Source organism: bacterium (genome assembly GCA_019637795.1).
In the GTDB taxonomy this organism is placed as follows: domain Bacteria; phylum Desulfobacterota; class Binatia; order HRBIN30; family CADEER01; genus JAHBUY01.
Map to the genome: position 1 here is coordinate 857,970 of JAHBUY010000002.1, position 25,500 is coordinate 883,469.

At 72.6% G+C, this 25,500-nt stretch carries 23 protein-coding genes; 10 read left to right on the forward strand and 13 right to left on the reverse strand.

All coding sequences use genetic code 11. The features are described from left to right. Positions 1-37 precede the first annotated feature (37 nt). From KF840_09020 to KF840_09030, 3 genes are all read left to right on the forward strand, one after another. Positions 38-1,084, forward strand: coding sequence for a transglycosylase SLT domain-containing protein (locus KF840_09020; protein ID MBX3025037.1), 1,047 nt, complete (start codon positions 38-40; stop codon positions 1,082-1,084). A 46-nt stretch (positions 1,085-1,130) separates the two neighbouring features. Further along, positions 1,131-1,529: a hypothetical protein gene (locus tag KF840_09025; protein ID MBX3025038.1), complete on the forward strand. Its 399-nt coding sequence runs from the start codon at positions 1,131-1,133 to the stop codon at positions 1,527-1,529. 193 nt (positions 1,530-1,722) lie between these two features. After that, positions 1,723-4,269 carry a PD40 domain-containing protein gene (locus KF840_09030; protein MBX3025039.1) on the forward strand — a complete coding sequence of 849 codons (2,547 nt, stop codon included), beginning with the start codon at positions 1,723-1,725 and terminating at the stop codon, positions 4,267-4,269. Positions 4,270-4,318: 49 nt separating this feature from the next. Here KF840_09030 and KF840_09035 read toward each other — a convergent pair whose 3' ends face one another. After that, positions 4,319-4,855, reverse strand: a complete 537-nt coding sequence (locus KF840_09035) for a CBS domain-containing protein (protein ID MBX3025040.1) — start codon at positions 4,853-4,855, stop codon at positions 4,319-4,321. A 167-nt stretch (positions 4,856-5,022) separates the two neighbouring features. Here KF840_09035 and KF840_09040 point away from each other — a divergent pair, with 167 nt between their 5' ends. Genes KF840_09040 through KF840_09050 form a run of 3 tightly spaced genes read left to right on the forward strand, consistent with a single transcriptional unit; the run spans position 5,023 to position 7,325 of the window. Continuing rightward, complete coding sequence (locus KF840_09040) at positions 5,023-5,283, forward strand: hypothetical protein (protein MBX3025041.1); 261 nt, start codon at positions 5,023-5,025, stop codon at positions 5,281-5,283. Between the two features lie 30 nt (positions 5,284-5,313). Further along, positions 5,314-5,538 (forward strand): hypothetical protein, encoded by a 225-nt coding sequence (locus tag KF840_09045; protein ID MBX3025042.1) that lies wholly within the window; start codon positions 5,314-5,316, stop codon positions 5,536-5,538. Further along, entirely contained in the window at positions 5,535-7,325 is a 1,791-nt protein-coding gene (locus KF840_09050) for a DUF1446 domain-containing protein (protein MBX3025043.1), read from the forward strand. Before KF840_09045 ends, KF840_09050 begins: the two co-directional genes overlap by 4 nt. A 23-nt stretch (positions 7,326-7,348) precedes the next feature. Here KF840_09050 and KF840_09055 read toward each other — a convergent pair whose 3' ends face one another. The 10 genes from KF840_09055 to KF840_09100 all read right to left on the reverse strand — a co-directional run bounded on the left by KF840_09055 (position 7,349) and on the right by KF840_09100 (position 16,991). Next, the gene (locus tag KF840_09055) at positions 7,349-7,675 is read right to left on the reverse strand and encodes a hypothetical protein (protein MBX3025044.1); all 327 of its coding nucleotides are present in this window, start codon (positions 7,673-7,675) and stop codon (positions 7,349-7,351) included. Positions 7,676-7,765: 90 nt separating this feature from the next. Then, on the reverse strand, positions 7,766-8,470 hold the full coding sequence (locus KF840_09060) for a crotonase/enoyl-CoA hydratase family protein (GenBank protein ID MBX3025045.1): 705 nt from the start codon (positions 8,468-8,470) through the stop codon (positions 7,766-7,768). Positions 8,471-8,664: 194 nt separating this feature from the next. Then, entirely contained in the window at positions 8,665-9,189 is a 525-nt protein-coding gene (locus KF840_09065) for an SgcJ/EcaC family oxidoreductase (GenBank protein MBX3025046.1), read from the reverse strand. Positions 9,190-9,298: 109 nt separating this feature from the next. Continuing rightward, complete coding sequence (locus KF840_09070; GenBank protein ID MBX3025047.1) at positions 9,299-10,870, reverse strand: glycerol-3-phosphate dehydrogenase/oxidase; 1,572 nt, start codon at positions 10,868-10,870, stop codon at positions 9,299-9,301. After that, entirely contained in the window at positions 10,867-11,508 is a 642-nt protein-coding gene (locus KF840_09075; protein ID MBX3025048.1) for an NAAT family transporter, read from the reverse strand. Before KF840_09075 ends, KF840_09070 begins: the two co-directional genes overlap by 4 nt. Before the next feature lie 33 nt (positions 11,509-11,541). Then, entirely contained in the window at positions 11,542-12,060 is a 519-nt protein-coding gene (locus tag KF840_09080; protein MBX3025049.1) for a nuclear transport factor 2 family protein, read from the reverse strand. 95 nt (positions 12,061-12,155) lie between these two features. Next, positions 12,156-13,247 carry a phosphotransferase family protein gene (locus KF840_09085; GenBank protein ID MBX3025050.1) on the reverse strand — a complete coding sequence of 364 codons (1,092 nt, stop codon included), beginning with the start codon at positions 13,245-13,247 and terminating at the stop codon, positions 12,156-12,158. 20 nt (positions 13,248-13,267) lie between these two features. After that, a complete protein-coding gene (locus KF840_09090; protein ID MBX3025051.1) occupies positions 13,268-14,779 on the reverse strand; it encodes a glycosyltransferase family 39 protein in 1,512 nt (503 codons plus the stop codon). A gap of 52 nt (positions 14,780-14,831) precedes the next feature. Further along, positions 14,832-16,559 carry a hypothetical protein gene (locus KF840_09095; GenBank protein ID MBX3025052.1) on the reverse strand — a complete coding sequence of 576 codons (1,728 nt, stop codon included), beginning with the start codon at positions 16,557-16,559 and terminating at the stop codon, positions 14,832-14,834. Between the two features lie 30 nt (positions 16,560-16,589). Next, a complete protein-coding gene (locus tag KF840_09100) occupies positions 16,590-16,991 on the reverse strand; it encodes a hypothetical protein (protein MBX3025053.1) in 402 nt (133 codons plus the stop codon). A 222-nt stretch (positions 16,992-17,213) separates the two neighbouring features. On the opposite strand from KF840_09100, the gene KF840_09105 reads away from it, so the two are divergent. From KF840_09105 to KF840_09120, 4 genes are all read left to right on the forward strand, one after another. Continuing rightward, positions 17,214-19,055 (forward strand): hypothetical protein, encoded by a 1,842-nt coding sequence (locus KF840_09105; protein ID MBX3025054.1) that lies wholly within the window; start codon positions 17,214-17,216, stop codon positions 19,053-19,055. 181 nt (positions 19,056-19,236) lie between these two features. Beyond that, positions 19,237-22,062 (forward strand): right-handed parallel beta-helix repeat-containing protein, encoded by a 2,826-nt coding sequence (locus KF840_09110; GenBank protein MBX3025055.1) that lies wholly within the window; start codon positions 19,237-19,239, stop codon positions 22,060-22,062. 182 nt (positions 22,063-22,244) lie between these two features. Beyond that, entirely contained in the window at positions 22,245-22,712 is a 468-nt protein-coding gene (locus KF840_09115) for a response regulator (GenBank protein ID MBX3025056.1), read from the forward strand. Positions 22,713-22,729: 17 nt separating this feature from the next. After that, a complete protein-coding gene (locus KF840_09120) occupies positions 22,730-23,191 on the forward strand; it encodes an SRPBCC family protein (GenBank protein MBX3025057.1) in 462 nt (153 codons plus the stop codon). Positions 23,192-23,245: 54 nt separating this feature from the next. Here KF840_09120 and KF840_09125 read toward each other — a convergent pair whose 3' ends face one another. Together KF840_09125 and KF840_09130 are read right to left on the reverse strand one after the other, a co-directional pair. Then, complete coding sequence (locus KF840_09125) at positions 23,246-25,279, reverse strand: S8/S53 family peptidase (protein ID MBX3025058.1); 2,034 nt, start codon at positions 25,277-25,279, stop codon at positions 23,246-23,248. Next, positions 25,279-25,416: a hypothetical protein gene (locus KF840_09130; GenBank protein MBX3025059.1), complete on the reverse strand. Its 138-nt coding sequence runs from the start codon at positions 25,414-25,416 to the stop codon at positions 25,279-25,281. Before KF840_09130 ends, KF840_09125 begins: the two co-directional genes overlap by 1 nt. Positions 25,417-25,500 lie beyond the last annotated feature (84 nt).

Here is a 25,500-nt window from a genome sequence, read left to right on the forward strand (position 1 = left end):
CACTTCCGCCCCGCGCCTCGCTACCATCCCGCCCGCGATGGCGGCGGGGTCGGCGGCGCGTCTGGCGAAGGCGCGATTGCAGGGAAGGGGCAAGCGGCGCGTCCGCCCGACGCCGGCGCCCCCCGGATGGCGCCACTGGCTGCTCGGCGGTGCCGAGGCGCTGCTGCTCGGCGCCGCCGCCCTGGTGCTCGTCATCGCCGCCCTTGGCCAGTTCGCCGACTGGTTCGTCGGCGCCGAGATATGGCGTCATCTGCTGCCCTTCGCCGCCGCCGTGCTCGGCCTCGCGGTGGTCGTCGGCGGCCTGCTCTGGGGCTGGCTCCAGGCACGCCGTCCGCTCGCCGGCGCCTTCGCCTGGGCGCCCCTGCTGGTCGCCGTCGCCGCCGCCGGCGGCGCGGCGCGCTTCGCCTTCCATCCCGCCTTCGCCCGCGACCTCCACCAACTGCAGGCCCTGATCGGCGGCCAGGCCGCCGCCGAGCGCGCCGCCATCGCCCACCAGGTGTTCGCCGCCTATCGCCGCGCCGACCGCGGCGCGCTGCAGCGCCTGTTCGAGCGCGGCCAGCCCTTCGCGCCCGCCGTCGCCGAGGCGGCGGCGACGTTCGACGTCGATCCCGATCTCCTCATGGGACTCGCCGCCGTCGAGTCGTCGTTCCGGCCGCGGACGAGCGGCGACGGCGGCCTCGGCCTGTTCCAGATCACCGCCCCGCCCGCCGCCGCCATGGCCGACGCCAGTCGCGCCCTCGGCGCGCCGCGGATCGCGCTCACCGATCCGCGGCAGAACGCCGCCGTCGGCGCCGCCACGCTGCGCCGCTACCTGGATCAGATGCGCGGCGACCTGTTCCTCGGCCTGCTCGCCTACAACATCGGACCCGCCAACGGCGGCCTGCGCGCCATCATGGACCGCTACGGAGCGCGCGACTTCGTCACCATCCAGCCGTATCTGCAGGAGTTGCCGCGCGACTATCCGATCCGCGTCCTCTCCACGGCCCTCGCCTACCGCCTGTGGCGCCGCGGCACCGGCCTGCCCCGCTACGAGGACGGCGACAACGCCCGCGACGTCCAGGCCGCCGGCATCCCCGGCTGGTGAGGCGCGCGGTTGCTCTGCTCAGTCGTGCCGGGTATGGGCAGCGGCCATGGCGGAACCGCGCCGCGGGATCTGGCTCACCTTCTGCGCCATCTGCTTCGCGCTGCTCGCGATCTCGAACGTTCTCAAGCCCCTGCATGTGGGGGGACAGAGCTTCGTCTTCTTCGGCACCCCGCTCGAGGGGATTCAGAACGCCATCATCGGGCCGCTCTTCGGCGCCTTCCTCGCGCTCTATGCCTACGGCATCTGGACGATGCGCCGCTTCGCGCTGGCCATGGGCCACGCCTACGCCACCTACGTCATCATCAACATGACGCTCTGGCGCCTGGGCGACCCCGATACCACCCTGCCGCACGTGCTCGCCGGCCTGGCCTCCGCCGCGGTCGCGATCGGCGTCTCGCTCTCCGCTGCCGTCATCCTGACGCGGCGCAAGGCCGAGCTCCGCTGACGTCCGTGCCGCCGCGACCCGGTGGCGCTTCGCCGGCATCTGTGTTTTCGCTCTAGCGGCCGTGACGACTCCGAGTGAACCGACGCCGCCCGCAGGCGATGCTCCATCCGCAGCGCCGCCGCTCTCCCCACCGCCGCCCGAACCCGCCACGACGCCAGCGCCGGCGCGTTCCCGCCTCGGCTGGTGGCGGCCGTTGCGGGCGCTGATCGCCTTCCTCTTCGTCGCGCTCTCGGCCAGCGTGCTGCTGCTGACCTTCGGCCTGTACCTCGCCGCCCACGGCCGCAACCTGCCGCTGCTGCGCAGCGTCGTCGGGCTGGTCGGCCGCGCCGTCGCCGGCCAGCGCACCACGGCGCTGGTGACGCACGTCGACCTGCGGCCGGCGGCGGGCACCCTCAGCGGCGACGCGACCCTCACCGTCACCGCCGATGCCGATGGCCGGCAGCGGCTCTACTTCCTGCTCAACGACGGCCTGCGGCTGCGCGATGCCTGGCAGGACGGCGACGGCGGCGTGCGCGCGCCGGTGACGACGCTGCGCCTCGGGCCGCTCGTCATCGTCCAGCTTGCGCGGCCGCTCGCCGCCCAGGAGAGCGCTCGCGTGGTCCTGGCATACGGCGGCGCGATCATCGCGCCGGGCGGGCTCACCGGAAGCGGCACGGTGTTCGAGGCCGACGACGTCGTGCTGGCGCCGCCCGACCTCTGGTACCCGACCGACCTGCAGGGCGCCTTCGACGCCGACGTCGAGGTGCGGCTCCCCGCCGATCTCACCCTCGCCCACAACGGCCGCGAGCAGCACCGCATCGTCGACGGCAGCGCGGCGCGGGTGCGCTTCACCAGTGAGCGTCCGGTCGCCGGCCTGGCCCTGATCGCCGGCCGCTACACCGCGCGGCAACGCGAGGACGAGGGGCGCCGCTTCCGCGTCCTGCTGCCAGCCGGCAGCGAGCTCGACGCGGAGACGCTGCTCGAGTCGATGGTCGTCGCCGAACGCGGCCTCGCCCGGCACTACGGCGCGTCGGGCTTCGCCGGCGCGACCCTGGCGGTGCCGCGCCGGCTGCGCCGCGCCTTCAACGACGGCAGCGGCCTGCTCGCCATCCCGCCGCGCTACTTCTCCGACGGGCGCTATGGCTACCAGACCGTCGCCCACGAGCTCGCCCACAACTGGTGGGGGGCCACGGTGGCGGAGCGCTGGCTCACCCCCGGCAGCGGCGGCGAGTGGATCGTCGAGGGCTTCGCCCAGTTCTCCGCCTGGCGGGCGGTCGGCGAGCGCTTCGGCGAGGCCGCCCTGGTGCGCTGCCTGGTCGACAACTTCTTCGATCCCGACACCACCGGCGCGCTCGCCCAGGCGTCGGTGCTCGACAACGGCCTCGATCCCGGCGCGCGCGCGACCATCTACCAGAAGGGCGGCTACGTAACCTATCTGTTGGCGCAGCAGTTGGGCGACGGCTTCGACCTCGCGGCGCGCGCCCTGCTCGACCGCTATCGCTACCGCGCCGCGGACGATGCCGCGCTGCAGGCGGTGTTCGCCGAGACGACACAGCAGGACCTGGCGCCGTTCTTCGCCGCCTGGGTGCGCTCGAACGCGTCGATCGACCTGGCCCTCGAGCCGCAGGAAGGCAGCGCCCTGGTCCGCAACCTGCGCGCCGGACCGCCCCCGGAGCAGATCGCCCTGTGGCGCGGCGGCGGCAGCGGCGAGGTCGAGCGCGCCGGCACCGCGGTGGGCGAGAGCATCGCCGACGTCGGGGCGCAGCGGCTACTGCTCGATCCGCTCTGCGCCGCTCCCGACATGTTCCGCAGCAACAACGTCCTGCCGCGCGCCGACACGCCGCGCCACGTCGCCGCCGCCGCGCACGGCCAGTTGCTGGTGGTCGACGGCGAGCCGCAGCCCTGGGAGCCGGCGACGGTGCGCGTCATCGACGACGCTGGCAAGATCCTGCACACCTGGGCGATCGACGGCGGCCTCGAGGGCGAGCCGACCTGGAGCGCCGACGGCTCGCGCATCATCGCCGTCGAGAGCGGTCGCGCCGGCGAGCCCACCCTGGTCGCGCTGCGGCTCGGCGACGGCGGCCGGCAGACCCTCGGACACGACCGCCTGGCGGCGGCCGACGGCGACGGCACGGTGGTCGCGCGCGGCGGCCGCCTGCTCCGCCTCGGCGCCGGCCGCGGCCGCGGCGCCCTGCTGATCGATCACCCCGACGCGCGCATCGGCGCGCTCCTTCCGGCGCCCAACGGCGGCGGCCTCGCCTACACCGTCATCCGCGGCACCGACATGGAACTGCGCCTGCTGCCGACGGGCGCCGCCGAGAGCCGCATCCTGTTCAGTTGGCCGGCGGCCACGCCGGTCTGGACATGGGCGCCGGACGGCTCGCGCCTCTTCGTCGCGCTGCCGGGCGACTGGGACTGGCAACTGTGGGAGCTGCCGGTCGACGGCCGCGAGCCGCGGCGCCTGGTGCACGAGGCGGCGCGGCTCACCGCCATCGCCGCGTCGCCCGACGGCGCGCGCGTCGCCGTCGTCGCCCAGGCGGAGGTGAACGAGCCCGACGCCCGTAGCGAGCTGTTCGTCTTCGACCTCGGCTCGAACGACCTGCGCCGGTTCGATGAAGCCGCGACGACCTTCATCGACGCTGCGTGGCTGAGCGACTCGTCGCTCGCCGTCGTCACCGCCCCGGCCAGCGACCCGTCGATCCCGCGGGCCCGCCGGCTGGAGAAATTGTCTCTCGCCGACGGCGCGCGCGTCACCTGGTGAGGCGCGGAGTCTGGCGGCGTCCCAGGGCGTAGCCCTGGGCTCATCGCGTCTACGCGCCCTCGCGTTCGCGCGCGATGCCGAGCGTCGGATTGGGCGGCAGGTTGCGCACCTCGCTCGGGAACAGGTCGACCATGTAGTCGACCACGTTGCGCATGGCGACGATGCCGGTCGGGCGGCCGTCGGCGTCCACCAGCGGGATGTGGCGGAAGCCGCCGTCGCTCATGAGATTGAGCGCGTAGGCGATGCCGTCCTCGAGGGTCAGGCACTCGGGATCGCGGGTCATCACCTCGCCGACCGGCGTGGTGTCGATGTCGCGGCCCTTGGTGATCACCTTGGTCAGCACGTCGCGCTCGGTGAAGATGCCGACCAGGCGGCCGTCCTCCACCGCCAGCACGCAGCCGAGACCGCGTTCGTTCATCAACTCGACGGCGCGGCGAATCGACGCCGACGGCGCCACCCGGATCGGCGGTTTGAGCGTCGGCAGCGCGCGCACCGGGCGCTTGGTGATCGCCGCGCCCAGCCGGGCCGCTTCGACCGCCCGCTCCTCGGCGATGTTCTCTTCCTCTTCGATGATGAATTGATCCATCGCCCACCTCCTGGCGACCGGCCTGTGCGAGAGGCTGTGGTTGTCGCACGCCTCGTCGCGCTCGGGCAAGAATTTTCTTTCTGGCTGGATAAGCAAGGCTGATGCCGTGCATGGCGCGCCCGCGGCAGTCTTGTCCGCGCCCCTGGCGCCCCGATAAACACCCGGCCATGAGCGACGCCACCGCGCCGAAAAAGAAGGCGGGCGACATCGACGTGTTGCGCTGTCTCGACCCGGCGTGCCGCTGGATGCTCGCCTACGAAGTGTCGGCCGGCAACGTGCTGAATCCCGACCTCCACTGGACGGCGCGGCGCGATGGGGACACGCGCTACTTCCCCTGCCCGGCGTGCGGCGGACGCAACATCGTCGAGGAAGTGCGCGACGCCAAGGGCGCGCTGCGCCATGCGGTCACCCGCTATGAGCGTGAGTGAGCACCGGACGCAGCGAGGCGCGCGGGCGACATGGACGATCTGGAACTGATGCCGCGCCGGGTGCGCGACAAGCTCGATCGGGTGGGCATCAAGCTGCACCTGCGGGAGTGGGCCCTGCTGACGCTCGACGAGCGGCGCCAGCTCGTCGATGCGCCGTGCGGCACCGCCGATGAAGCGGCGCGCTACGCCGCCGAGCTCGACGCCCTGGTGCGGCGCCATACCGGTCGGGCCGCGGAACGGTTGGGGGGGCGATGAAATCCGTGGTGCGCATCGGCAACGCCAGCGGCTACTGGGGCGACGATCCCGAAGCGCTGCTGCGCCAGGTGACGGGCGGGCCGCTCGATTACGTCACCATGGACTTCCTGGCCGAGATCACCATGGTGATCCTGCAGCGCCAGCGGGCGCGCGATCCGAAGGCGGGCTTCGCCTACGACTTCATCGAGCACCTCGCGCTGGCGCTGCCGGCGATCGCCGAGCGCGGCGTGACGGTGATCGTCAATGCCGGCGGCATCAACCCCGCGGGCTGCGCCGACGCCGTGCAGGCGGTGTGCCGCCAGGCGGGCGTGTCGCTGCCGATCGGCGTCGTCGCCGGCGACGACCTGCTGCCGCGGCTCGACGCGCTCACCGCCGCCGGCGCCTCGCTCGATCACATGGACGGCGCGCGCCGCTACGACGAGATCCGCGGCCGCGTCGTCGCCGCCAACGCCTACATCAGCGCCCGGCCGGTGGTGGAGGCGCTGCGCCGCGGCGCGCGCATCATCGTCACCGGCCGCACCACCGACGCGGCGCTGATCCTCGCCCCGCTGGTGCACGAGCTCGGCTGGGCGTGGGACGACTGGGATCGGCTCGCCGCCGGCATCGCGGCCGGCCACATCCTCGAGTGCGGCGCGCAGGTGAGCGGCGGCAACTTCACCGACTGGCAGCGCATTCCGTCGATGCTCGACATCGGCTACCCGATCGCCGAGGTGCGGGCGGACGGCGAATTCGTGGTCACCAAGCATCCCAACACCGGCGGGATGGTCAGCGAGCGCACGGTGACCGAACAACTGCTGTACGAGATCGGCGATCCGCGCGCCTACCAGACCCCGGACGTGACGGTGGACTTCACCAGCCTGAAGCTGTCGCAGGAAGGACCCGATCGCGTCCGCGTCAGCGCCGCGCGCGGGGTGCCGCCGCCGCCGACGCTGAAGGTGTCGATGGTGTACCGCAACGGCTTCCGCGCCGTCGGCACCGTCCTGCTCTCCGGCCCGAACGTGATCGCCAAGGGCGAGCGCCTGGCCGAGATGGTCTGGCACCGGGTCGGCACCGACTTCGCCGATCGGCGCACCGACTTCATCGGCTTCAACGCCTGCTGGGGACGCGCCGCGGCCGCCGACCGCGAGCCCAACGAGGTGGTGTTCCGCATCGGCGTCGTCGACCAGGACCGCGCCAAGCTCAAGCGCTTCGCCAACCACCTCCTCGGCTTCGCGCTCCAGGGGCCGCCGGGACTCGGCATCTTCGGCGGCCGCCCCGAGGTGCAGGAGGCGTTCGGCTTCTGGCCGGCGCTGGTGCCGCGCGAGCTGGTGAACGCGACGGTGGCGGTCGACGGCGAGCCGCCGGTCGAGGTGCCGATGACGCTGCCGCCCGGCCGGCCGGCGCGCGATCCCGATCCGCCCCCCGAGCTCGCCGTCGGTCCGGCGAACCGCGGCCGCGCCCGCACCAGCCCGGTGCGCCTCGGCACCATCGCCTATGCGCGCTCCGGCGACAAAGGCGACCACGCCAACGTCGGCGTCGCCGCGCGCTCCCCCGAAGCCTACGCCTTTCTGCGCGAGACGCTGAGCGCCAAGCGCGTCCACGCCTTCTTCCGCGACATCGTCGAAGGCCCGGTCGAGCGCTACGAGCTGCCCAACCTGCTCGCCTTCAACTTCTTCCTCCGCCACGCCCTCGGCGGCGGCGGCACCCTGTCCCTGCGCGTCGACCACCAGGGCAAGACACTGGCCCAGGGTCTGCTGACGATGGAGCTGGACGTGCCGGAGGACGTGCTGTCGTCGGTCGGCGCCTAGTGTTCCGAGTCGGAAGCGGCGCCCTACCAGCAGACCAGCGGCATCGCGCCGTCGCGGACCCCGCAGCGCAGGCCGAAGTGCAGGCCGCCGCCGTCCGGTGGGTCGCGGAACTTGTCGTAGCGGGTGAGATCCGGCCCCTGGGCGAGCGGCATCCAGGCGGGGTTGTTGCGCACGATCAGGGTCATGATGAGCGCGAACAGCGCCAGGCCGCCGATCACGCCGCCGAGAACGATCAGAATGGTCTCGGTGCTGCTGCTGGCCTGCACCGGCTCCGGGTGCACGACGGCGACCGTGACCGTGAAGGTCACGATGACGATCAGAGTGGTCAGAACGCGGAGCGCGCGACTCATCGAGGGAACCCCCTTGCGATACGAAGGCGGAAGCTACCGTGGCGGTCGGGCGTTGTCCATCGCGAAGCGATCGCCGGCCGCGCCGCTCCGTCAGCCCGGGACCGGCGCGGTCAGCTTGGCGATGTCGGCGACCAGGCCGCCGCGGATGGCGGCGATCGCGGCCCCGCGCTCGCGCTCCTTGGTGAGGCGGAAGGCGGGATCCGGCAGGGTCGCGAGCTGCGCCGCCCGCTGCAGCGCCGTCTCGAGCAGCGCTTCGCCGGCGACCACCTCGTCGAGGTAGCCGGCCTCGCGGGCGCCGGCGGGATCGAAGATGTGCGCCTGGGTCACCGCGCGCGTGAACCACTGGGGCGTCAGACGCGCCCGCGCCAGCTCCATCGCGAAGACCGGCAGCGGGAGCTGGATCGCCACCTCGTTCAATCCGATCTTGAACGGTCCGGCGGCGCCGATGCGCAGGTCGGCGCTGCACAGGAACACGGCGCCGGCGGCGAGCGCGTGGCCGGTGCAGGCGATCACCAGCGGGCGCGGGAAGCCGTACATGCGCAGCGCCAGCTCGGCGCCGGACTGCACCAGCGCCCGCATGCCGTCCATCCCGCCGGTCATCACCGACAGGTCGAAGCCGGCCGAGAAGCGGCCGGCGCGACCGCTGAGCACCACCGCCTGGGCATCGCGCTCGGCGCGGTCGAGCGCCGCATCGAGCGCCCGCACCAGCGCCGGCGACACCGCGTTGGCCTTGCCGTCGTCGAGGGTGAGCAGCGCGACCGCGTCGCGCTGCTCGTAGCGAATCACGTCCGACATCGTCTCCTCGTGCCGCCCGGTACCCTAAAGCCCGGATCATTCATGAGCGCGCGTCGCACGAGCGAAGTCATGAATGATCCCGGCGAGAGGAGCGCGTCCCCATGCAACACCGATGGACACGGCTCCACCCCCGGCCACCGCGATGCCCACGGACGGCGGCGGGGCGGGCGACGGGGCGGCGTTCATCCGTTGCCTCAGCGCGGCCGCCAGGGCAGCGGAATGGGAATCATCGAGCGACTGGCGGCGACGTGCCAGGCGCCGTCCTCGCGGATCACCACCGAGCTGACCAGTCCCTTGCGCGGCGGCAGCGGCTGGCCATTCGGATCGCGGGCGTTGAGCACCACGTAGGTGCCGTCGACCAGGGCGACGTCGGCGGTGACGAACCAGACGGCGTCGATGGTCAGTTTGAGCGTGCTCTCCTTCATCGCTGTCGCCTGCTCGTCGGCGAAGTGCTTCTCCACCTCGGCGCGGCCCTTGGCGACCATGCCGTCGGGCTCGGTGGTGTCGCCGTCGAGCGCCCAGAAGCTGGCCATCCTCTTCGCGTCGTGATCGTTCCATGCCTTGGTGAACTCGGCGTAGAGGGCGCGGATCGCCGCATCGTTGGCGACGTCGGAGCGCGGGCCGCCGGCGCCGGGATGCGGCTTCGGCGTGTTCGATTGTCCCTGCGCTCCAACCGCCATCAGCGTCATCGCCACGAACAGCACGAGCATCGATCGCATGGCTTCCCCCTGGTTCGCTGAAGTCGCCGCGCGGGCCAGCGCTGCGGTCTCAGTACTGCCAGCCGGTCGGAGGGGTCAACGGGTGCGGCGACCTCCGGACCGGAGCGGGTCACTCCGGCGGCAGGTAGCCCTGGGCGAGGGCGGTGTACTCGCGGACCTGGGCCTCGGCCCAGGCGGGCGGGCGGCCGAGCTCCGCGGCCGCCAGCGCGGCGGCGCGCGGCGCCGCCGCGATCGAGGCGCGGGCGTCGAGCAGCAGGCAGCGGGTGCGGCGCGCCAGCACGTCCTCGAGCGTCCGCGCCATCTCGTGGCGCACGGCCCATTGCACCTGGCCGCAGAGGTACGGCAGGCGCGGGTGCAGGCGCTCGCGTCGCGCCGGATCCTCGTCGAGGAAGTGCTGCACCTCGCCGATGTCGGCGCCGTACATGCGCAGGTGACCCGGCTCGGGCAGCGCGGGATCGCTGCGCTCCATGCAGCCGTGCAGGCGCAACTGCTCGGTGACGCACGGGCGCTCCGGCAGGCCGGCGACGGCGACGGCGTCGTTCACCGTGTCCTCGGCCATCTTGCGATAGGTCGTCCACTTGCCGCCGACGATCGTCACCAGCCCGGAGGGCGAGATCACGACCACGTGCTCGCGCGACATCGCCTTGGTCGCGACCGCGCCGTTGGTCGGCTGCACCAGCGGGCGCAGGCCGGCGAAGACGCTCAGCACGTCCTTGCGCGCCGGGCGATGGCGCAGGTAGCGGGCGGCGTTGCGGAGGATGAACGCGATCTCCTCCGCGAGCGGCCGCGGCTCGAGCTCGGCGCGCGGCACCGGCGTGTCGGTGGTGCCGATCAGGCAGCGCCCGTGCCACGGGATGACGAAGAGGACGCGCCCATCGTCGGTCTGCGGCACCATGATCGCGGTGTCGCTGGGCTGGAAGCTGCGGTCGAGCACCAGGTGCACGCCCTGGCTCAGCGCCAGCATCGGCTCGACCTCGTCCCCGTCGAAGCGGCGGACGGCGTCGGTGAACACGCCGGTGGCGTTGATCACCACCCGGCCGTGCAGCTCGTGGGTGGTGCCGCTCTCCGCGTCGCGCGCGCGCACGCCCGACACCGCGCCGCCGGACTTCAGCAGGCCGATCACCGGCATGTAATTGATCAGCACCGCGCCGTGGTCGGCGGCGGTCTGCGCCAGGGTGAAGGCGAGCCGCGCATCGTCGAACTGCGCGTCGTGGTACATGGCGCCGCCGATCAGGTTGCGCGTCTCGACGTTGGGGATGCGCTCGATCGTCTGCTTGCGGTTCAGTCGGCGCGACTTGGCGATGCGCAGCTTGCCGGCGAGCACGTCGTACAGCTTCAGGCCGACGCCGTAGAAGGGCCCCTCCCACCACTTGTAGCGCGGCACCACGAAGGCGAGGTCGTGCACCAGGTGCGGGGCGTTGCGACAGAGGAGGCCGCGCTCGCGCAGGGCCTCCAGGACCAGCGACACGTTGCCCTGCTTGAGGTAGCGGACGCCGCCGTGCACCAGCTTGGTGCTGCGGCTCGAGGTGCCCTTGGCGAAGTCGTGCTGCTCGAGCAGCAGGGTGCGGTAGCCGCGGGTCTGCGCGTCCACCGCGATCCCGAGCCCGGTGGCGCCGCCGCCGATGACGATCACGTCCCAGGGGGCGCCGCCGAGCAGCCCGACCATGCGCTCGCGCTTCATGGCGCCGCCGGGAACAGGCCGTGGATGCCGTCGGAGATGAACTGGATCGACATCGCCACCAGCAGCATGCCCATCAGCCGGCCGATGACGTTCACGCCGGTCTGCCCGAGCGCCCGGATCAGCGCCGCCGAGTAGCGGAGGAACAGCCAGCAGAGGACGACGTTGAGCACGATGCCGAGCGCCAGCATCGACCACTGCGCCCAGTTGCTGGCGTCGTGCTCGAAGACGATGACGGTGCTCATCGAGCCGGCGCCGGCGAGGATCGGCATGCCCAGCGGCACCACCGCGATCTCGCGCCACTGCGCCACCTCCTGCGTCTCGGCCGGCGTCGACTTCGCCGGGCTCGTCTGCCCCTGCAGCATCGACAGCGCCATGAGCATGATCAGCAGCCCGCCGCCGACCTGGAACGCCGGCACCGTGATGCCGAAGAAGTGGAGCAGGTCGTCGCCCACCGCCAGGGTGGTGAAGAGGGCGATGAGCACGGTCAGCGCCGCCGTCCGCGCCACGCGGCGGGTGGTGTCCGGCGTCGGCGACGGCACCATCGCCAGGTACAGCGGCACCGCGTGCGGCGGGTTGAGGACGGAGAACAGGGTGACGAAGAAGCTCAGCCCGAACCCGAGCTCCGGCACGGTCAACATCGCGACGTGCCGCCTCGCGGCGGCCTGCAGCGCTTACGGCTGCAGCACCGCGGGGTCGTAATAGAACCGCTCGCGCACGATCTTGCCGTTCTCGACCTCGTGCACCGCGACTTCATTCAGCTCCGCCACCCGGCCGCTGGCCGCCAGGGTCACCCGCCCTTCCCATTCGATGACGATCGTCTTGCCGTCGGCGGTCACCGAGCGCGGAACGAAGGCGGCGTCGCTGACCATGCCGCGCCAGGCCTTGAGCTTCTCGCGGATCGCATCGATGCCGATCATCGGCGGATTCGACGCCTCGCGCGATTCGACGTTCTCGGCATAGAGCGCCAAAGAGGCCTCGTCCTGGTTGGCGACCGTCAGGTCGACGATGCGTCGCGCCAGGGCGCGCAGCGCGGCGTTCCGGTCCACCGTCACGGTCCGGGTGACCACCTTCGCCTTCGCCGCCGCCTTGGGCGTGGCCCTGGCGACCTTCTTCGCCGCCACCTTCCTGGCCGCCGCCTTCTTGGTCGCCGGCTTCGCGAGTCTCAGCGCTTTGCCGCTGCGCATCCCCATCGCTGCTCTCCTTCTCGAGTGCGCGGCATATCGCTCGCCCCACCGCACCCGTCAAGGTTCCGCCACGGGATGGCGGGGACGCGGCCCGGCCGGCGCTACGCCGCGCTGGGCTCGGGCAGGTCCAGGATCCTGGCCAGCAGGCGGGTGACGGTGTTGTCGAGCTCGAAGGCGCGGCCGCCTGCCTCGTCCATGGCGCCATAGGTCACCATCTGCTGCGCGATGCGGCACATGATGACGGCGAAGCGGTAGCCGGCGAGCACCTGGTAGTAGCGCAGGTGGCGGACGCGGTGGCCGGTGAGCTGCTCGTAGCGCGCCACCGATTCCTCGTGGCTGGGGAACCCGTCCAGGCGGGCCACGCCGATGCCCTCGCTGTGATGGCGGTCGAGGAAGATCGACCAGGCGAGATCCATCTCCGGGCTGCCGAGCGCGACCATCTCCCAGTCGAGCACCGCCGCCGGACGGGTGCCGGCGAAGATGATGTTGCCGATGCGCGCGTCGCCCCAGCACAGCACCGTCGGTTCGTCGCTCGGTTGATGGGCGCGCAACCAGGCGCGCGCCGCCTCGATCGTCGGCTGCGGCAGCCCGCGCGAGGCCCACGCTTCGTAGCGTTCGTAGTAGGCGAGTTGCCAGTCGAGCGGCGTCGCGCCGAGCCGCGGCCGGGCGAGGTCGGCGAAGCCGAGGGCGCGCCAGTCGAGCCGATGGATCGCGGCCAGCGTCTCGATGCCGGACCACCAGACCGCCGCCCGCTCCTCGGGCGTCGCGTCGGTCAGCCAGCCGGCGGCATGGTACGGCGGGTTGTCGGGCGGCACCCGGCCGCTCACCTGATCCATCACGTAGAAGGCGCCGCCCAGCACGCGCCGGTCCTCGGTCTCGATCCAGCGCGTCGGCGGCACCGGGATCGCGGTCGCGCGCAACCGCTGCATGGTGCGGAACTGCAGGCCGAGATCGTACTCGGGGAACACCTGGAAACCGGTGGGCTCGATGCGCACCACCAGCGGCTCGCGCCTCGCCCGGCCGTCGCTGGTGTACTCGAGATCGAAGAGCAGGGTGTCGTTGGAGAAGCCCGACGACTGCGGCGCCACCAGGTCGCTGACCCGCAGATCGCCGGCGTCCGGCAGTCGCCGCCGCAGCCAGGCGGTGAGGTTCGCCCGATCGGTTTCGAGGTCGCGTTGCCACATCGTCGGCATGTGTCGTCTCCCAGCGGATCTCAGATGAAGGCGCGCACCGTCGGCCACAGCTCGCCGATCGGCTGCCGGAGGCCGCGGCCGAGGTAGATGGGGAGGTCGTTCTCGTACGGCATGCACCACTCGCAACGCACCGTCTCGACCTGCTCGAACTGGGCGAAGTAGGGGCGCAGCTCGCCGCCGCGCACGCCGACCACGAGCACCGGATCGTCGGCGCGCAGGTCGCCCGGGCCCCACAGCCAATAGTTGTTGTGGCCGCTGACGACGCGCGGCAGGCCGCGGCCGAGCAGCTCGAGGGCGCCCGCCTCGCCGTAGTTGCCGGCGAAGACGACGGCGCGGGCGCGCTCGTCGGGCGACAGGCGATCGGCGGCGCGGCCGACCGCGGCCACCAGCTCCTCCCAACCGTAGCGGTCGGCCACGTGCTGCGGCAGCGCCCCCTGGCGGTTGTGCTCCATCGCCGGTGGCCCGAGGCCGATGGCCGCGGCGTAGCGGACGTGCACGGCCGGCGGCAGCACCGGCATCGCCAGCGGCGCGACGGCGAGCCCGCCGACCAGCACCGCGGCGGACGCCGCCGGCAGCGGCCAGCGCCAGGCGCGGCGCGCCGCCGCCGCCTCGAGCCACACCGCGCCGGCGGCGAACAGCATCGGGTAGATGGGCGAGAGGTAGTAGGCCTTGCCGCCCTGCGCCACCAGCACCGCGAAGGCGACCAGATAGGCGATGCCGAGCGGCCGCTGCGCCGCGAAGCGGCGCGCGCCGAGCAGCGCCACCAGGCCGCCGATCCACAGCGGCGCGGCGACCGGATGGGCGAGCGTCACCTGGCCGGCGAAGAAGTCGAGGGCGCTCAGGTGCACGTTCTTGCGCGCCGTGGCGTTGGCCATGAACTCGCGCGTCGGCCAGCCGTTGGCGTGCTCCCACCACAGGTGGGGCGCGAACAGCAGCAGCGCCAGCATCCCGCCCAGCCAGGGCCAGGGGCCGAGGAGCAGGCGACGCTGCCCGGTGCAGAGCATGCCGATGACCAGGCCGGCGCCGAACAGCGCCACCGAGTACTTGTCGAGCAGCCCGATGCCGGCGACGGCGCCGAAGACGAGCCACAGGCGCGGCGAGCCGCCGCCGAGGATGCGGATCGCCAGCAGCTCGAGCAGCGCCCAGGCGACCAGCTCGAGCGCGTTCATCGAGAAGAAGCTGCTGATCGCCAGCAGTTGGGGGGTGAGCGCGACCGCCAGCGCGCTCAGCAGCATGGCGCCGCGACCGCCGCCGAGGGCGCGCGTCAGCAGGCCGCTCAGGAAGATGGTGACCGCCCCGGCGGCCGCCGCCGGCAGCCGCAACGCCAGCAGCGACTCGCCGAGCGTCGCCCGCACCGCCGCCAGCAGGGCGATCGACAGCGGCGGATGGTCGACGTAGCCCCACGCCAGCCGCTTGGCGCAGGCGATGTAGTAGAGCTCGTCGCGGAAGATCCCCGACTGCTGGCCGCCGATCAGCAACAGCGCGAAGGCCGCGATCGAGAGGAGCGTCAGGGAGCGAAGGTCGCCGCGCACGGTCGTCGCCCATACCACGGCGGAACGCCGCCGGCGTAGCGCCCGCGCCGCGTCATGGCGGCGGCGCTGGCGGCGGGAGCGGCGGGACGACCACGACGCGCGGCTCGCCCGCCAGCAGCTCGTCGTGGCGCGCCGCGTGCTCGACGACGTAGCGGACGTTCGCCTGCTGCAACAGCGCCTGCCGGCGATCGGCGGGGGCGCGGCGATAGGCGGCCAGCCACTGTCCGGTGCCGGCGCTGGCGCGGGCGCCGCCGCCGGAGGTCACGGGTTTGCCGTGGACGGTCTGCCAGAACATGTAGACCTGCTGGTGATAGTAATCGACCGGCGTCGGCATGATCGCGAACGGCTCCGGATCGCTCGCCAGCGCGGCATAGAAGGCGGGGACGCGCGGCGTCTCCATCGCCGGCGGCAGGCGCGGGTAGCGCTCGAGCACGAGCCCGGCCAGCAGCGCGATCTCGAGCAGCCGCGGCGCCGTCCACGGCCGTCGCGCCGCGCCGGCCCGCGGCGCCACCAGGATCCCGAACGCGATCGCGAGGAAGAGGCCGGCCATGCCGCCCATGCGCACCGGCGAGCGACCCAGGCCGAGCCACGGAAGCCAGCGCAGCAGCCAGGCGTACGGCATCTCGCCGACGAGCGTGGTGGTGTTGCCGACGTGCAGCGACGGGCCGAGGCTGAGGACGCAGAAGAGCCCGCCGAGCGTCAGCCAGAGCAGCGGGGCGCGCCGCGGCCGGCACGCCGTCAGGACGACCAGACCGGCGAGGAACAACGGGCCGAGCGACACCTCGTCGCCGGCCAATCCGTGGTCGCGCGACAGGGCGGCGGGCGGCCATGCCTGGTGCAGGAAGCTGATCGGCGCCGGTTGCGCGATGCCCAGCAGGTTGGCGCTCAGGCTGGCGGCCTCCAGTGGCGACGGCAGGCGCGGCGGATCACCCCGCTGTTGCCAGAGCGCCGCCGCCAGGGGCAGGTGCAGGACCAGGGCGCACCCGACGCACAGCGCGATCGCGGCGAGCGCCCGCCGCGCCGCGGCGCGATCGCGAAGCAGCGGCGGCAGCCGCCAGACGACCAGCACCGCGGCCGCGAGCGCCGTGTAGACGGCGCTCTCGTAGTCCGAGTAGGTGGTCAGCGCCGCGCACGCCGCGGCCGCCAGCGCCGACCGCCAGGCGCGCCGCGTCAGCGCGCGATCGAGAAACAGCAGCGTGAACAACGCCCACTGCGTCGACAGCAGGTTGAGGTGGTTCAGGTGCCAGAAGCGGTAGGGCAGCGACATGGCGAGAAAGCCGGCGCTCCAGGCGCCGAGCGACGAGGCGCCGTGGTCGCGCGCGAGCAGGTGCGCGGCGAGGCCGGTGAGCGCGAACGACAACAGGGTGAGCAGGTTGAGCGACGTCACCAGGCCGTCGACGCCGGGCACCAGCCATTGCAACGGCAGCGACAGCACGCCGTTGGCCGGCGTCAGGGTATGGAACAGCAGCGAGGAGCGCTCGGGCCAGAACAGCAGATCGGTCTGGTAGAGGCTCTCGCCGCGGCCGAGGGCGTGCCCGACCCACCACAGGTTCCAGAGGTTCTGGAAGCTGTCGCCCCAGCCGTCCCCGCTGGCGACGTCGCGCCACAGGCGCAGCGTCAGCGACGGCAGCAGCGCCGCGGCCAGCGGGACGTACAGCAGCAGGGAGAGATCGGCGCGCCGGCGCGCCGACGCAACGCCCCATCTGCGCCGGCGCGCCGGCGGCGACGGGCTGGCGGGGTGCGCCCCACGGACGACGGCGGGCGGGCGGCGCGTTGGCACGAGAGGCCGAGGGGCGCGAGCGCGGCGCGATCACGCCGGCGCGTCGAGGTGGCCGGCGGCCCGCCACAGCAGCAGGCCGGTCGCCAGCTCGATGGTGATGAACAGGGCGGCGAAGTCGGCGCCGTGCAGCAGCCAGGCGAGGGTGCGGGTGATCGCCGCGCCGCCGATCAATGCCGCCGGGAAGCGCAGCCAGTGCGCCCGGCCGGGACGGCTGCCGGCGAGCATCGTGAAACCGGCGACGAGGAAGAAGGCGGCGAAGTCGCCCACCTGGGTGCTGCGTCCGATGCCCGTGAGCAGCGGCATGCCGAGCCCCGCCGCGGCGCGGCGCGGGACGATGATCCAACCGAGTCCCTGCAGGACGAAGAAGCCGCCGAGCACGGCGACGGCGAGGCGCAGGCGCGGGCTACCAGGGGTTGCGGGATTGGTCGTCATGGCCGCGACCAACCACAGATGGGGGCGACTCGCCAAGGGGCGGGAGGAAGCTCCCTGCCAATCGGCCTTGGATTCCCGCGCCGCGAAGGCGCAAAGATCGAATCGACGGCGCCACCGACGCCGTGAGGTCACGCCCTCGACATCCACGACCCGCCCGTGCGCCCCTCCCATCGCCTGCGACCCCGCTCACCATCCGCGTCCCGTGCGCGGCGTGCCCTGCTCGTGGCGGCGGTCGCCTGGCTGGCGACCGCCGCGCCGGCGCACGCGATCCTGGGCTGGCATCTGCCCTGGCACCTCTCGCGCTGGTTCCACCGCGACCGCTGGATCGAGCTGCGCGAGCCACAGCACCGGCCGATCCCGACCGCCGACGACAAGCGCGACGGCATGATCCCGTTCAGCCGCAGCCCGCTAGAGCGCATCGGCCGCGACGCGCGGCCGCGCGACGAGGAGCGCGCCGCCGGGCTGGCGCTGCGCGCCACCCGCGACGAGTACGAGCCGGCGCAGATCGGCGTCTACGGCGTGCGCGACCTGCACGCGCTGACGGTCGGCATCGGCGATCTGACGGACGACGCCGGCGACGTCCTCCCCGCCACCGCCTGGTCGATCCGCATGGTGCGTTTCTACGGCGCCTCGCTGTCGAGCCGCGCGCGCCGCACCTTCGGCGTCGTGCCGAAGACGCTCGAGCCGGCGGTGCCGCTCGACGTGCCGCGCGGCTCGGTCCGCCCCTACTGGCTCACCGTCCACGTACCCGCCGAGCAACCGGGCGGCCTGTACCGCGGCGCGGTGCGCATCGCGCACGACCACGGGGCGCGGCAGATCCCGATCAGCGTCGAGGTCATCCCCGTGCGCCTCCACGAGGCCGACGCGCTCTACGGCACGCTGTCGATCAATCCGCTCGCCGAGCTCAGCCACGTCCTGGCGCACAGCCATTCGCTGCTGCTCAGCCCCGACATCGTCGAGGAGATCCACCTCGCCGGCGCCGATGCGCTGCTGGCGCGAGCGGAGCTGATGCTGCGCGACCAGCGGGCGCACGGCATGAACACCATCAGCCCGTGGTCGGCGAAGGAATACGAGGTGCGCGACGGCCATCCGTACGTCCGCGACATCGAGGTGGCGATGGCGCTGGTGCGGCGCCTCGGGTTCCCGCGGCCGATGTTCTACCAGATGGGCACCCTGCTCCACACCAACAAGGTGAACCGCGCCGCCTCGTACCGCGAGTTCGACGCGGCGCGCGACGAACGCGTGGCGCGCGACGTCGCCGCCTACTACACCGACCGCTTCGCCCGCGCCGGCCTGCCGGGCATCATCTTCCTGCCGGTCGAGGAGCCGAACCTGGCCGATGGCATCCGCCTGCTCGACCCGCCCGACGCGCGCCAGAAGCTGGCGGCCCGCCTGCTCGCCATCATCAAGCAGGCCGGCGGCCGCACGGCGCTGAACTGCACGCCCGAATCCGCCCGCGCCGTCGGCGCCCAGGCCGACTACTGGATCGTCGCCCATCGCGCCTTCACCCCGCAGGTGTACGACGACGCGGCCGCCGCCGGCGCCCAGCTCGCGCTCTATGCCAACACCGCCCTGATGGGACAGAACACCTACCTGCCGCGCTTCCTGTTCGGCTACTTCGTCTGGGCCAACCACCTCGCCGGCATGCTGCCGTGGACCTACCCGTCGCAGCCGAACCGCTTCCCGACCAACGTCGGCCGGCGCGGCGAGGGCGGCTACGACGTGCGCGACGGCTTCCTCGGCAGCGACGGCACGCCGATCCCGACCATCCAGTGGGAGCTGGCGCGCGAGGGCATCGACGACGCCAGGTACCTCACCACCATCGCCGCCCTGGCGGCCGACGCGCGCGGCCGCGGCGGCGCCGACGCGATCGCCGCCGCGGACGCCGCCGAGGCCTTCCTCGCCGAGGTCCGGGCCGGCGTCGGGCGCGACGCCCAGCAGTACGTCTTCGAAGCGCCCCGCACCTACGCGCCGCACGCCGACGCCGGCTGGGACGCCGCCCGCTTCGAGGCGACGCACGCCCACGCCGCCGATCTCCTGGCGCGCCTGGTCGCCCTGCGCTGACGGCGGCCCGCCCCTGGCCTCGCCGCCACATGGCTTCACGCCATGGCGACAGCGCCATACGCATTGGCAGCACCGCCAGATGTACCAGGAGCACAGACCTTCTCCGTCGTGAACCGGCCGTCTTCGCCAGCGTGGCATGTAGTTTGCGCGACGGCCGGAAAATCCCCCTGGAGAGGTCGCGATGCGAAACCGGCTGGCAGTGCCCAGCGCGTTGATCACCCTATTGCTGCCCATCGTTGCGGCGTCCGCAGCGCCGGCGACCGTGTTCTACGTCCGCGAGATCGGCAGCGACGACAATGACGGCCTGAGTCCGACAGCCGCCTTCCGCACGATCAAGCGGGGCGCGGCGGCGGTGTTCAACCACGGCGACCGCGTGGTGGTCGGGCCCGGCGTGTACGAGGAAGGCAACATCGACCTCGCGCGCAACGGCATCGCGGGACGGCCGATCGCGATCGTCGCCGATGCGAGCGGCGTCGAAACCGGGGATTCGCCGGGCGAAGTGCTGATCCGGCCGGGGCAGGAGACGGCCGCCTTCGGAATCATGGGCCGCCAACACATCGTCATCGATGGCTTCACCGTCGAGGGAGCGTTCGACGCCGCCGTGCGGGTCAGACCGCGCCTGCCGGGCGGTTCCGATCCCGGCGCGTCGAGCGCCGACATCACCATCCGCAACATGGAGGTGCGGGGCGGCGCCAAGCGCGGCTTCGACGTCGTCGCCAGCGGTCCGGTCCTCGTCATCGGCAACCGCCTGATCGCCAACGGCAGCACGGGCATCGCCGTGCAAGGCTGCGTGGAAAGCTCGTCATCGCAGCGCTGCCGCGGCGAGGCGGGCGGCGTGGCGATACCGTTCATCTCCGGCAACGTGATCGCGATGAGCGGGGCGCACGGCGTGTACATCGAGGACGCGGTGGCGCCGATCGTCCAGCACAACATCGTCGTCAGCAGCGGCGGCACGGGCATCCTCGTCCGCTCGGCCCCCGATCCGCTGCTCGCCAACAACCTGATCTACGACAGCGGCGAGAGCGGCATCTCGCTGGGAAGCGCCGACGCCGCGACGCCCAATCCGATCGTCATCAACAACACCGTCGCCTTCAACTCCGGATGGGGCATGCGCATCGGCAGCGCCAACGCCGCCTCGCCGGGTGGCCGGGTGCTCGCGAACATCTTCTCCGGCAATCTCGGCGGCGGCATCACGCTGGCCAGCGGCTCGACCGACGACTACGTCGCCGGCTTCAACATCGTACCCGACGGCGTCGGCGACAAGACGCCGACCAACCCGTACCATTTCAGCCTCGATCCACTGTTCGCCGATCCGGCGGGCGCCGACGGCGTGCTCGGCGGCGTGGGTTGGGAGGACGATGACTTTCGCCTGCAGCCGACGAGTCCCGGCATCGACGGCACGACGATTCCGGTCGCCGATCTCGGGCTCACCGGCTCGGCGACGATCGACGGTCGTGCCGACGTCGCCAGCGTCGACATCGGCTTTCACCACGGCGCCGATGTCGATCAGCCGCTCAGCTTCATCCACTATGCATTTCTGCAACTGGGCGGGGATCTCGGCCAGCTCGATCCGGACACCCAGTACGCGATCCTCAACCGGCAGCTCGACGTCGAGTTGCCGTTCATGCCGGTGTACGTGCGGATGACCGGCAACAACCGCAACCACGGTCGAATGCCGAACCGCGCCATGCGCTCCATCAAGGCCGCGGCGCGCCTCGGCAAGGCCGGGGTCACCATCGTCGTCGGTCCCGGTCGGTATGAAGAAGGCACGATCTTCGTGCAGCAACGCAGCGGACGCATGTCGTTCCTCGGCGATGCCTGGGGCCAGCTCACCGGCGACGATCCCGGGCCGGTGCTGGTGGATGCGGGCGGCCAGGATACCGGGTTCGTGATCTTCAACGCTCCCTTCGCGGTGGTCGACGGCTTCCACGTCACCAACGCTCGCACCGCGGGGATCCAGATCCAGCGCGCCTCGCACCACGCCTGGGTGCGCAACAACGTGGCGTTCTCGAACCTGCAGCGCGGCATCGACGTGCGCGAGGCGCATGACGTGCGCGTGACCAACAACCTCGCCTACGCCAACGGCACGGGCGGCATCCAGATCAGCGGCAAACGCGGCAGCGGGTCGCACCGCGCCGTGGTGCAGAACAACACCGCCTACGACAACGGCGCCAACGGTTTCACCATCGGACCTGCCGGTGCCGCATCGCCGTGCGCGCGCGTCCGCTACAACATCGCCCAACGCAACGCCAAGAACGGCTTCCACCTCGGCTCGGCGGTGGCGCCGGGCGACAGCCGGCCTGGCTACCTCGCGGCCTACAACATCAACGCCGATGGCTACGCGGCCAACACCCCCCGCCCGGACAGCGACCTGCGCCGCGATCCGCTCTTCGCCGCCCCGGCGGGGCGCGACGGCATCCTCGGCGGCGATGGCTTCGCCGACGACGCCTTCCAGTTGCAGCACCTGGCGGCCGATCAGTCGGCGGACAGCCCGGCCATCGACTTCGCGCCACCGCGCGCCGTGGAGCTCGGCCTGGCTGACCGCACGACGCGCACCGACCAGGTGCCGGATGCCGGGTGGCTGGACGCCGGCTTCCACTATGCGCGTCCGGACAGCGCGCTCGAGTTTCGCAATCGCACGCTGCCCGCGCAGTGGCTCCAGGGGTCCAGCGAGCGCGGACGCTACTACCACGTCAACCCGTTCTGGGACGAGATGGATCTCGAGCTGCCGACGCTCTGCGACCATCTGAACGACGACGGCGACGGCTCGCCGATTCCCGACAATCGCGATTATCTCGACTACCCCGACGAAGAGTCGCAGCCGGCGGGAGGGAGCGGCAGCGGCGGCGGCAAGAGTGGAGCCAACAGCGCCTCGGGGCTGGCCTGCGCCATCGCGCCCGGTCCTCCTCGCGCTGGCGGGCCCGCCGTCGCCGTCGGCGCGGCGCTGCTCGCCGCGCTCTGGCGGCGCCGACGCGGCCAACCGTCCGCCAGCACGCGCCTGCCGTAAGGCTCGAGGCGGGACGTGGCCGATTCGGTCGAGACCGAATGACACAGGCGCGTGTTGACGGAGGTCCGATGGGTTACGGCTCGACGCCGGCGAGTCCTCGCGCCGGCTGATCGGGATCGCTTGGCACGTCGGCTGCTCCTCCGAATGAGCGAATCCTGTGCACGCTCGGAGGAGCAATGCGTATGGCTAGCCAATGCCCACAGGCGCGGGCGGTCGCGCCGAGCGATCCGGCACGCGGCCGGGTCCTGCTCGCGGAGGATGACAGCGAGTTTCGCGCCATGCTCGCCTCGGTGTTGCGCCACGACGGGTACGAGGTCATCGAAGCCGCCAGCGGAAACGAGTTGCTGCGGCACTTCAGCGCCACCATCCTGTGGCCGGAGCGCTTCCAGACGCCGGACGTGCTGGTGTCGGACGTGCGCATGCCGGGGCCCGATGGCCTCGCCGTGCTGCGCGGTCTGCGGCAGTTCGAGTGGGGCAATCCGGTCATCCTGATCACCGCGTTCGCCGACGCGGCGACGCGCGCCGCGGCCGCCGACATGGCCGCGGCGGTGCTCGACAAGCCGTTCAACATCGATGACCTGCGCGCCCTGCTCGCCGCCGCCGTGGCGCCGGAGGACGGGCCACCGTCCGGGTGTCCGGACGCGGCGTGACGACCGGAGAATCCACCATGTCGATGATCGAAGCCGCGATGGAGATCGATGTCCCGGCCGCGGTGCTCTTCGAGACGCTGACGGGATTCGAGCACCTGCCCGCGCTGCTCCCCGGCGTGGACACGGTGCGGCAGATCGACGATCGCACGCTCTACTGGGTGGGCCACGTCCTCGGGGTGCGGATCCCGTGGCTGATCGAGATCACCGACATGGTCGAGGATCGCTCGATCAGTTGGATGAGCCGCAGCGGCCCCAGCCTCAACGGCACGATCTCCCTCGAGCCGATCGGCTATGCGGGGACGCGCGTGACCGTGCTCCTCCAGCACCATCCCGCCAGTCTGGCGCAGGAGATGACCGATCACCTGGGAATCCTCCGACGCTGGGCGGAGCGCAGTCTGTGGCGCGTCAAGACGACGAGCGAGGCGGCGTACGGCGCCCGCGAGCGCCTCCCGGTCGCGGACGAGATGGTGGGGCACTGAACGGCGCGCGGGCTCGCGCCCGATCACGGCGCCTCGACCGGTCGCCGGCGCCGATCAGGCCGCGCAGCCGTCCAGGGCGTGGCGCACGGCCTCGACCAGCACCGCGATGGTGATCGCCGACGGGCACGGCTCCCCTGGCGCAATGCCGTTGCGGCAGGTCGAGCAGTCCGCGGCGCTGCCGAGGGCGAGGTCGACGAGCTGGATGACCTCGTTCACTTCGACCACCCCGTCGCCGTTGCAGTCGCCGGCGCACAGCGCCAGGGGCGGCATGGTCGCGGTGACCGCCGACGTCGCCGTGCCCGTCGGCGTCGCCGTCGGCGTCGCGACCCGAGTCGCGAGCACCGTCGGTGTCGCGGTGCGTGTCGGCGGCGAGGTCGCGGTGGGCGTCTCGGTCGGCGGGGCAGTGCCGGTCGGGGTCGCGAGAGCCGCGCCGATGGCCGCCTCCAGCGCCGCCACGTCGGGGGTCCCGAGGCCGCTGACCAGATCGTAGCCGACGCCCGCGGCGTACCCGGCGACGCCGTCGACGGCGTTGTCGCCCTGGGTGACGTCGTGGAAGACGGGCGTCCCGGCGGCGCCGTACTGCTGCCGGCCGAGCTCGTAGAGCAGCGGATTGAGCGCCCCCAACGCCTGGCCCTGTTGCTGATCGAGCAGGGCGACGATGCCGGCCCAGCTCGGCGCCGCGGCGCTGGTGCCGCCGACGATGTCGATCGCGCCGGCGACGACGACGACGTACCCGGGGCCGTTCGGATCGGCGAGCAGCGAGACGTCGGGCTGATCGCGGGCGCCGTCGGCGGGGACGCCGGGCGCGCTCTGGTAGGCGGGCTTCGCCACCAGTTGGCTGGCGCCGCCGCCCGAGGCGCCCGCCGAGTTGTTCCACGCCGTCTCCCCGACGTGCCCCGTGGCGTGGCCGCTCGCGTCGAAGCCGGGGTCGAGGGTGGTGCCGCCGACGGCGGTGACGGTGGCATCGCTCGCCAGCACGTTGACGCTGCGCCCCATCCCGTCCTGGCACCCGTCGGCGCCGCCGTCCCCGGAGGACACGAGCACCGTCTGTCCCTGCGCCGCGGCCTGGGCATACAGCGGGGCGAAGATCCTCAGATCGCCGCTGTCCAGGCGCTCGCAGGCGCCGAAGCTCATGGTGATGACCGTCGCCTCGGGGTGCGTCGTCACGATGTCCATGAGCGACACGTCGATGTCGGCGCCGCTGATGTCGACCAGCACAGTGGCCGCCGGGGCGAGGGCGCTGGCCCATTCCGTGTCGAGGAGCACTTCCGTCTGCTCGCCCTGCAGGCACTGCGCGAGCTGCCGCGAGTTGCGGATGCCCCGGCACACCCCGTTGGGCGCGCCGACGCCCGGGTTGGTGGTCGGAAACACCTTGAGCGGGGCGCGCCCGGGCACGCCGAACTGGGTCTGGAACTGGGCGACGTCCGCGCTGGCGAAGTCCGAGCGCGCGACCACCGCGATGGTCTGCTGCGCACCGGTCGTGCCGGCATCGTGCAGCGCTCGGATGCCGTACGCCGCCGCCATGTCCGACGGCGCCATCGCGTCGAAGGTCTGCGTCCCATCCGTCAAGCGCACCGACGGCTCGGCCAGCGGGAACGTGTTCAGGCGCACGACGTCGACCGCATCGCGCAGCGCGATCGGCAGCAGCGGCGGCGACTCGTTCGCCGCCAGGGTCCGGCCGCGATCCTCGTAGCGGCCCATGCGCACGCCGAAGCAGTCCTCGATGCGCGCCACGTCGCCGCTGAAGTCGACGCGCGCGGCGTTGACCTTGGGGCGGACGGTGAAGCCCTCGCTCCCCAGCCAGTCGACGACGGCGGCGTAGGTCTCCGGTGCGGGGGCGAAGCGGGCGGCGAACTGCTCCGGCGTCAGCCAGCGATGGTACTGCGGCGACCCGGGATCCTGCTGGGCGGCGAGCAGAGCGGCGAGCCCGTCGGCATCGCGCAGTCGCAGGGTGATGCTGAGGTCGAGGCGCTCGGCCGGATCGGCGGCGCCGAGGCGGCGCGCGGCGGTGGCGCGGGGCGACACGGCGTCGCGCATCGCATAACGCTCATCGGCATCGCCGCGGCGCGCCCGAGACAGGACGGCCATCAGGGCGGCGAGGAGAGGGAGGGATCGGGATCGGCGTATGGACCAACGCCGCTGTCGGCGAGCCCACCCTGCGTCCCGGTCTCGTCGCGGTCGACGCGGGCGGCACGCAGGGTGGTTGCGCCGACCGGCAAGGGCATTGGCCACGAGCATCAGCCGTCTTTCTTCGCCACCGACGATAGGGGATGGCGTCGACACTGCCAACCGCGGGCGCGGCGAAGCGC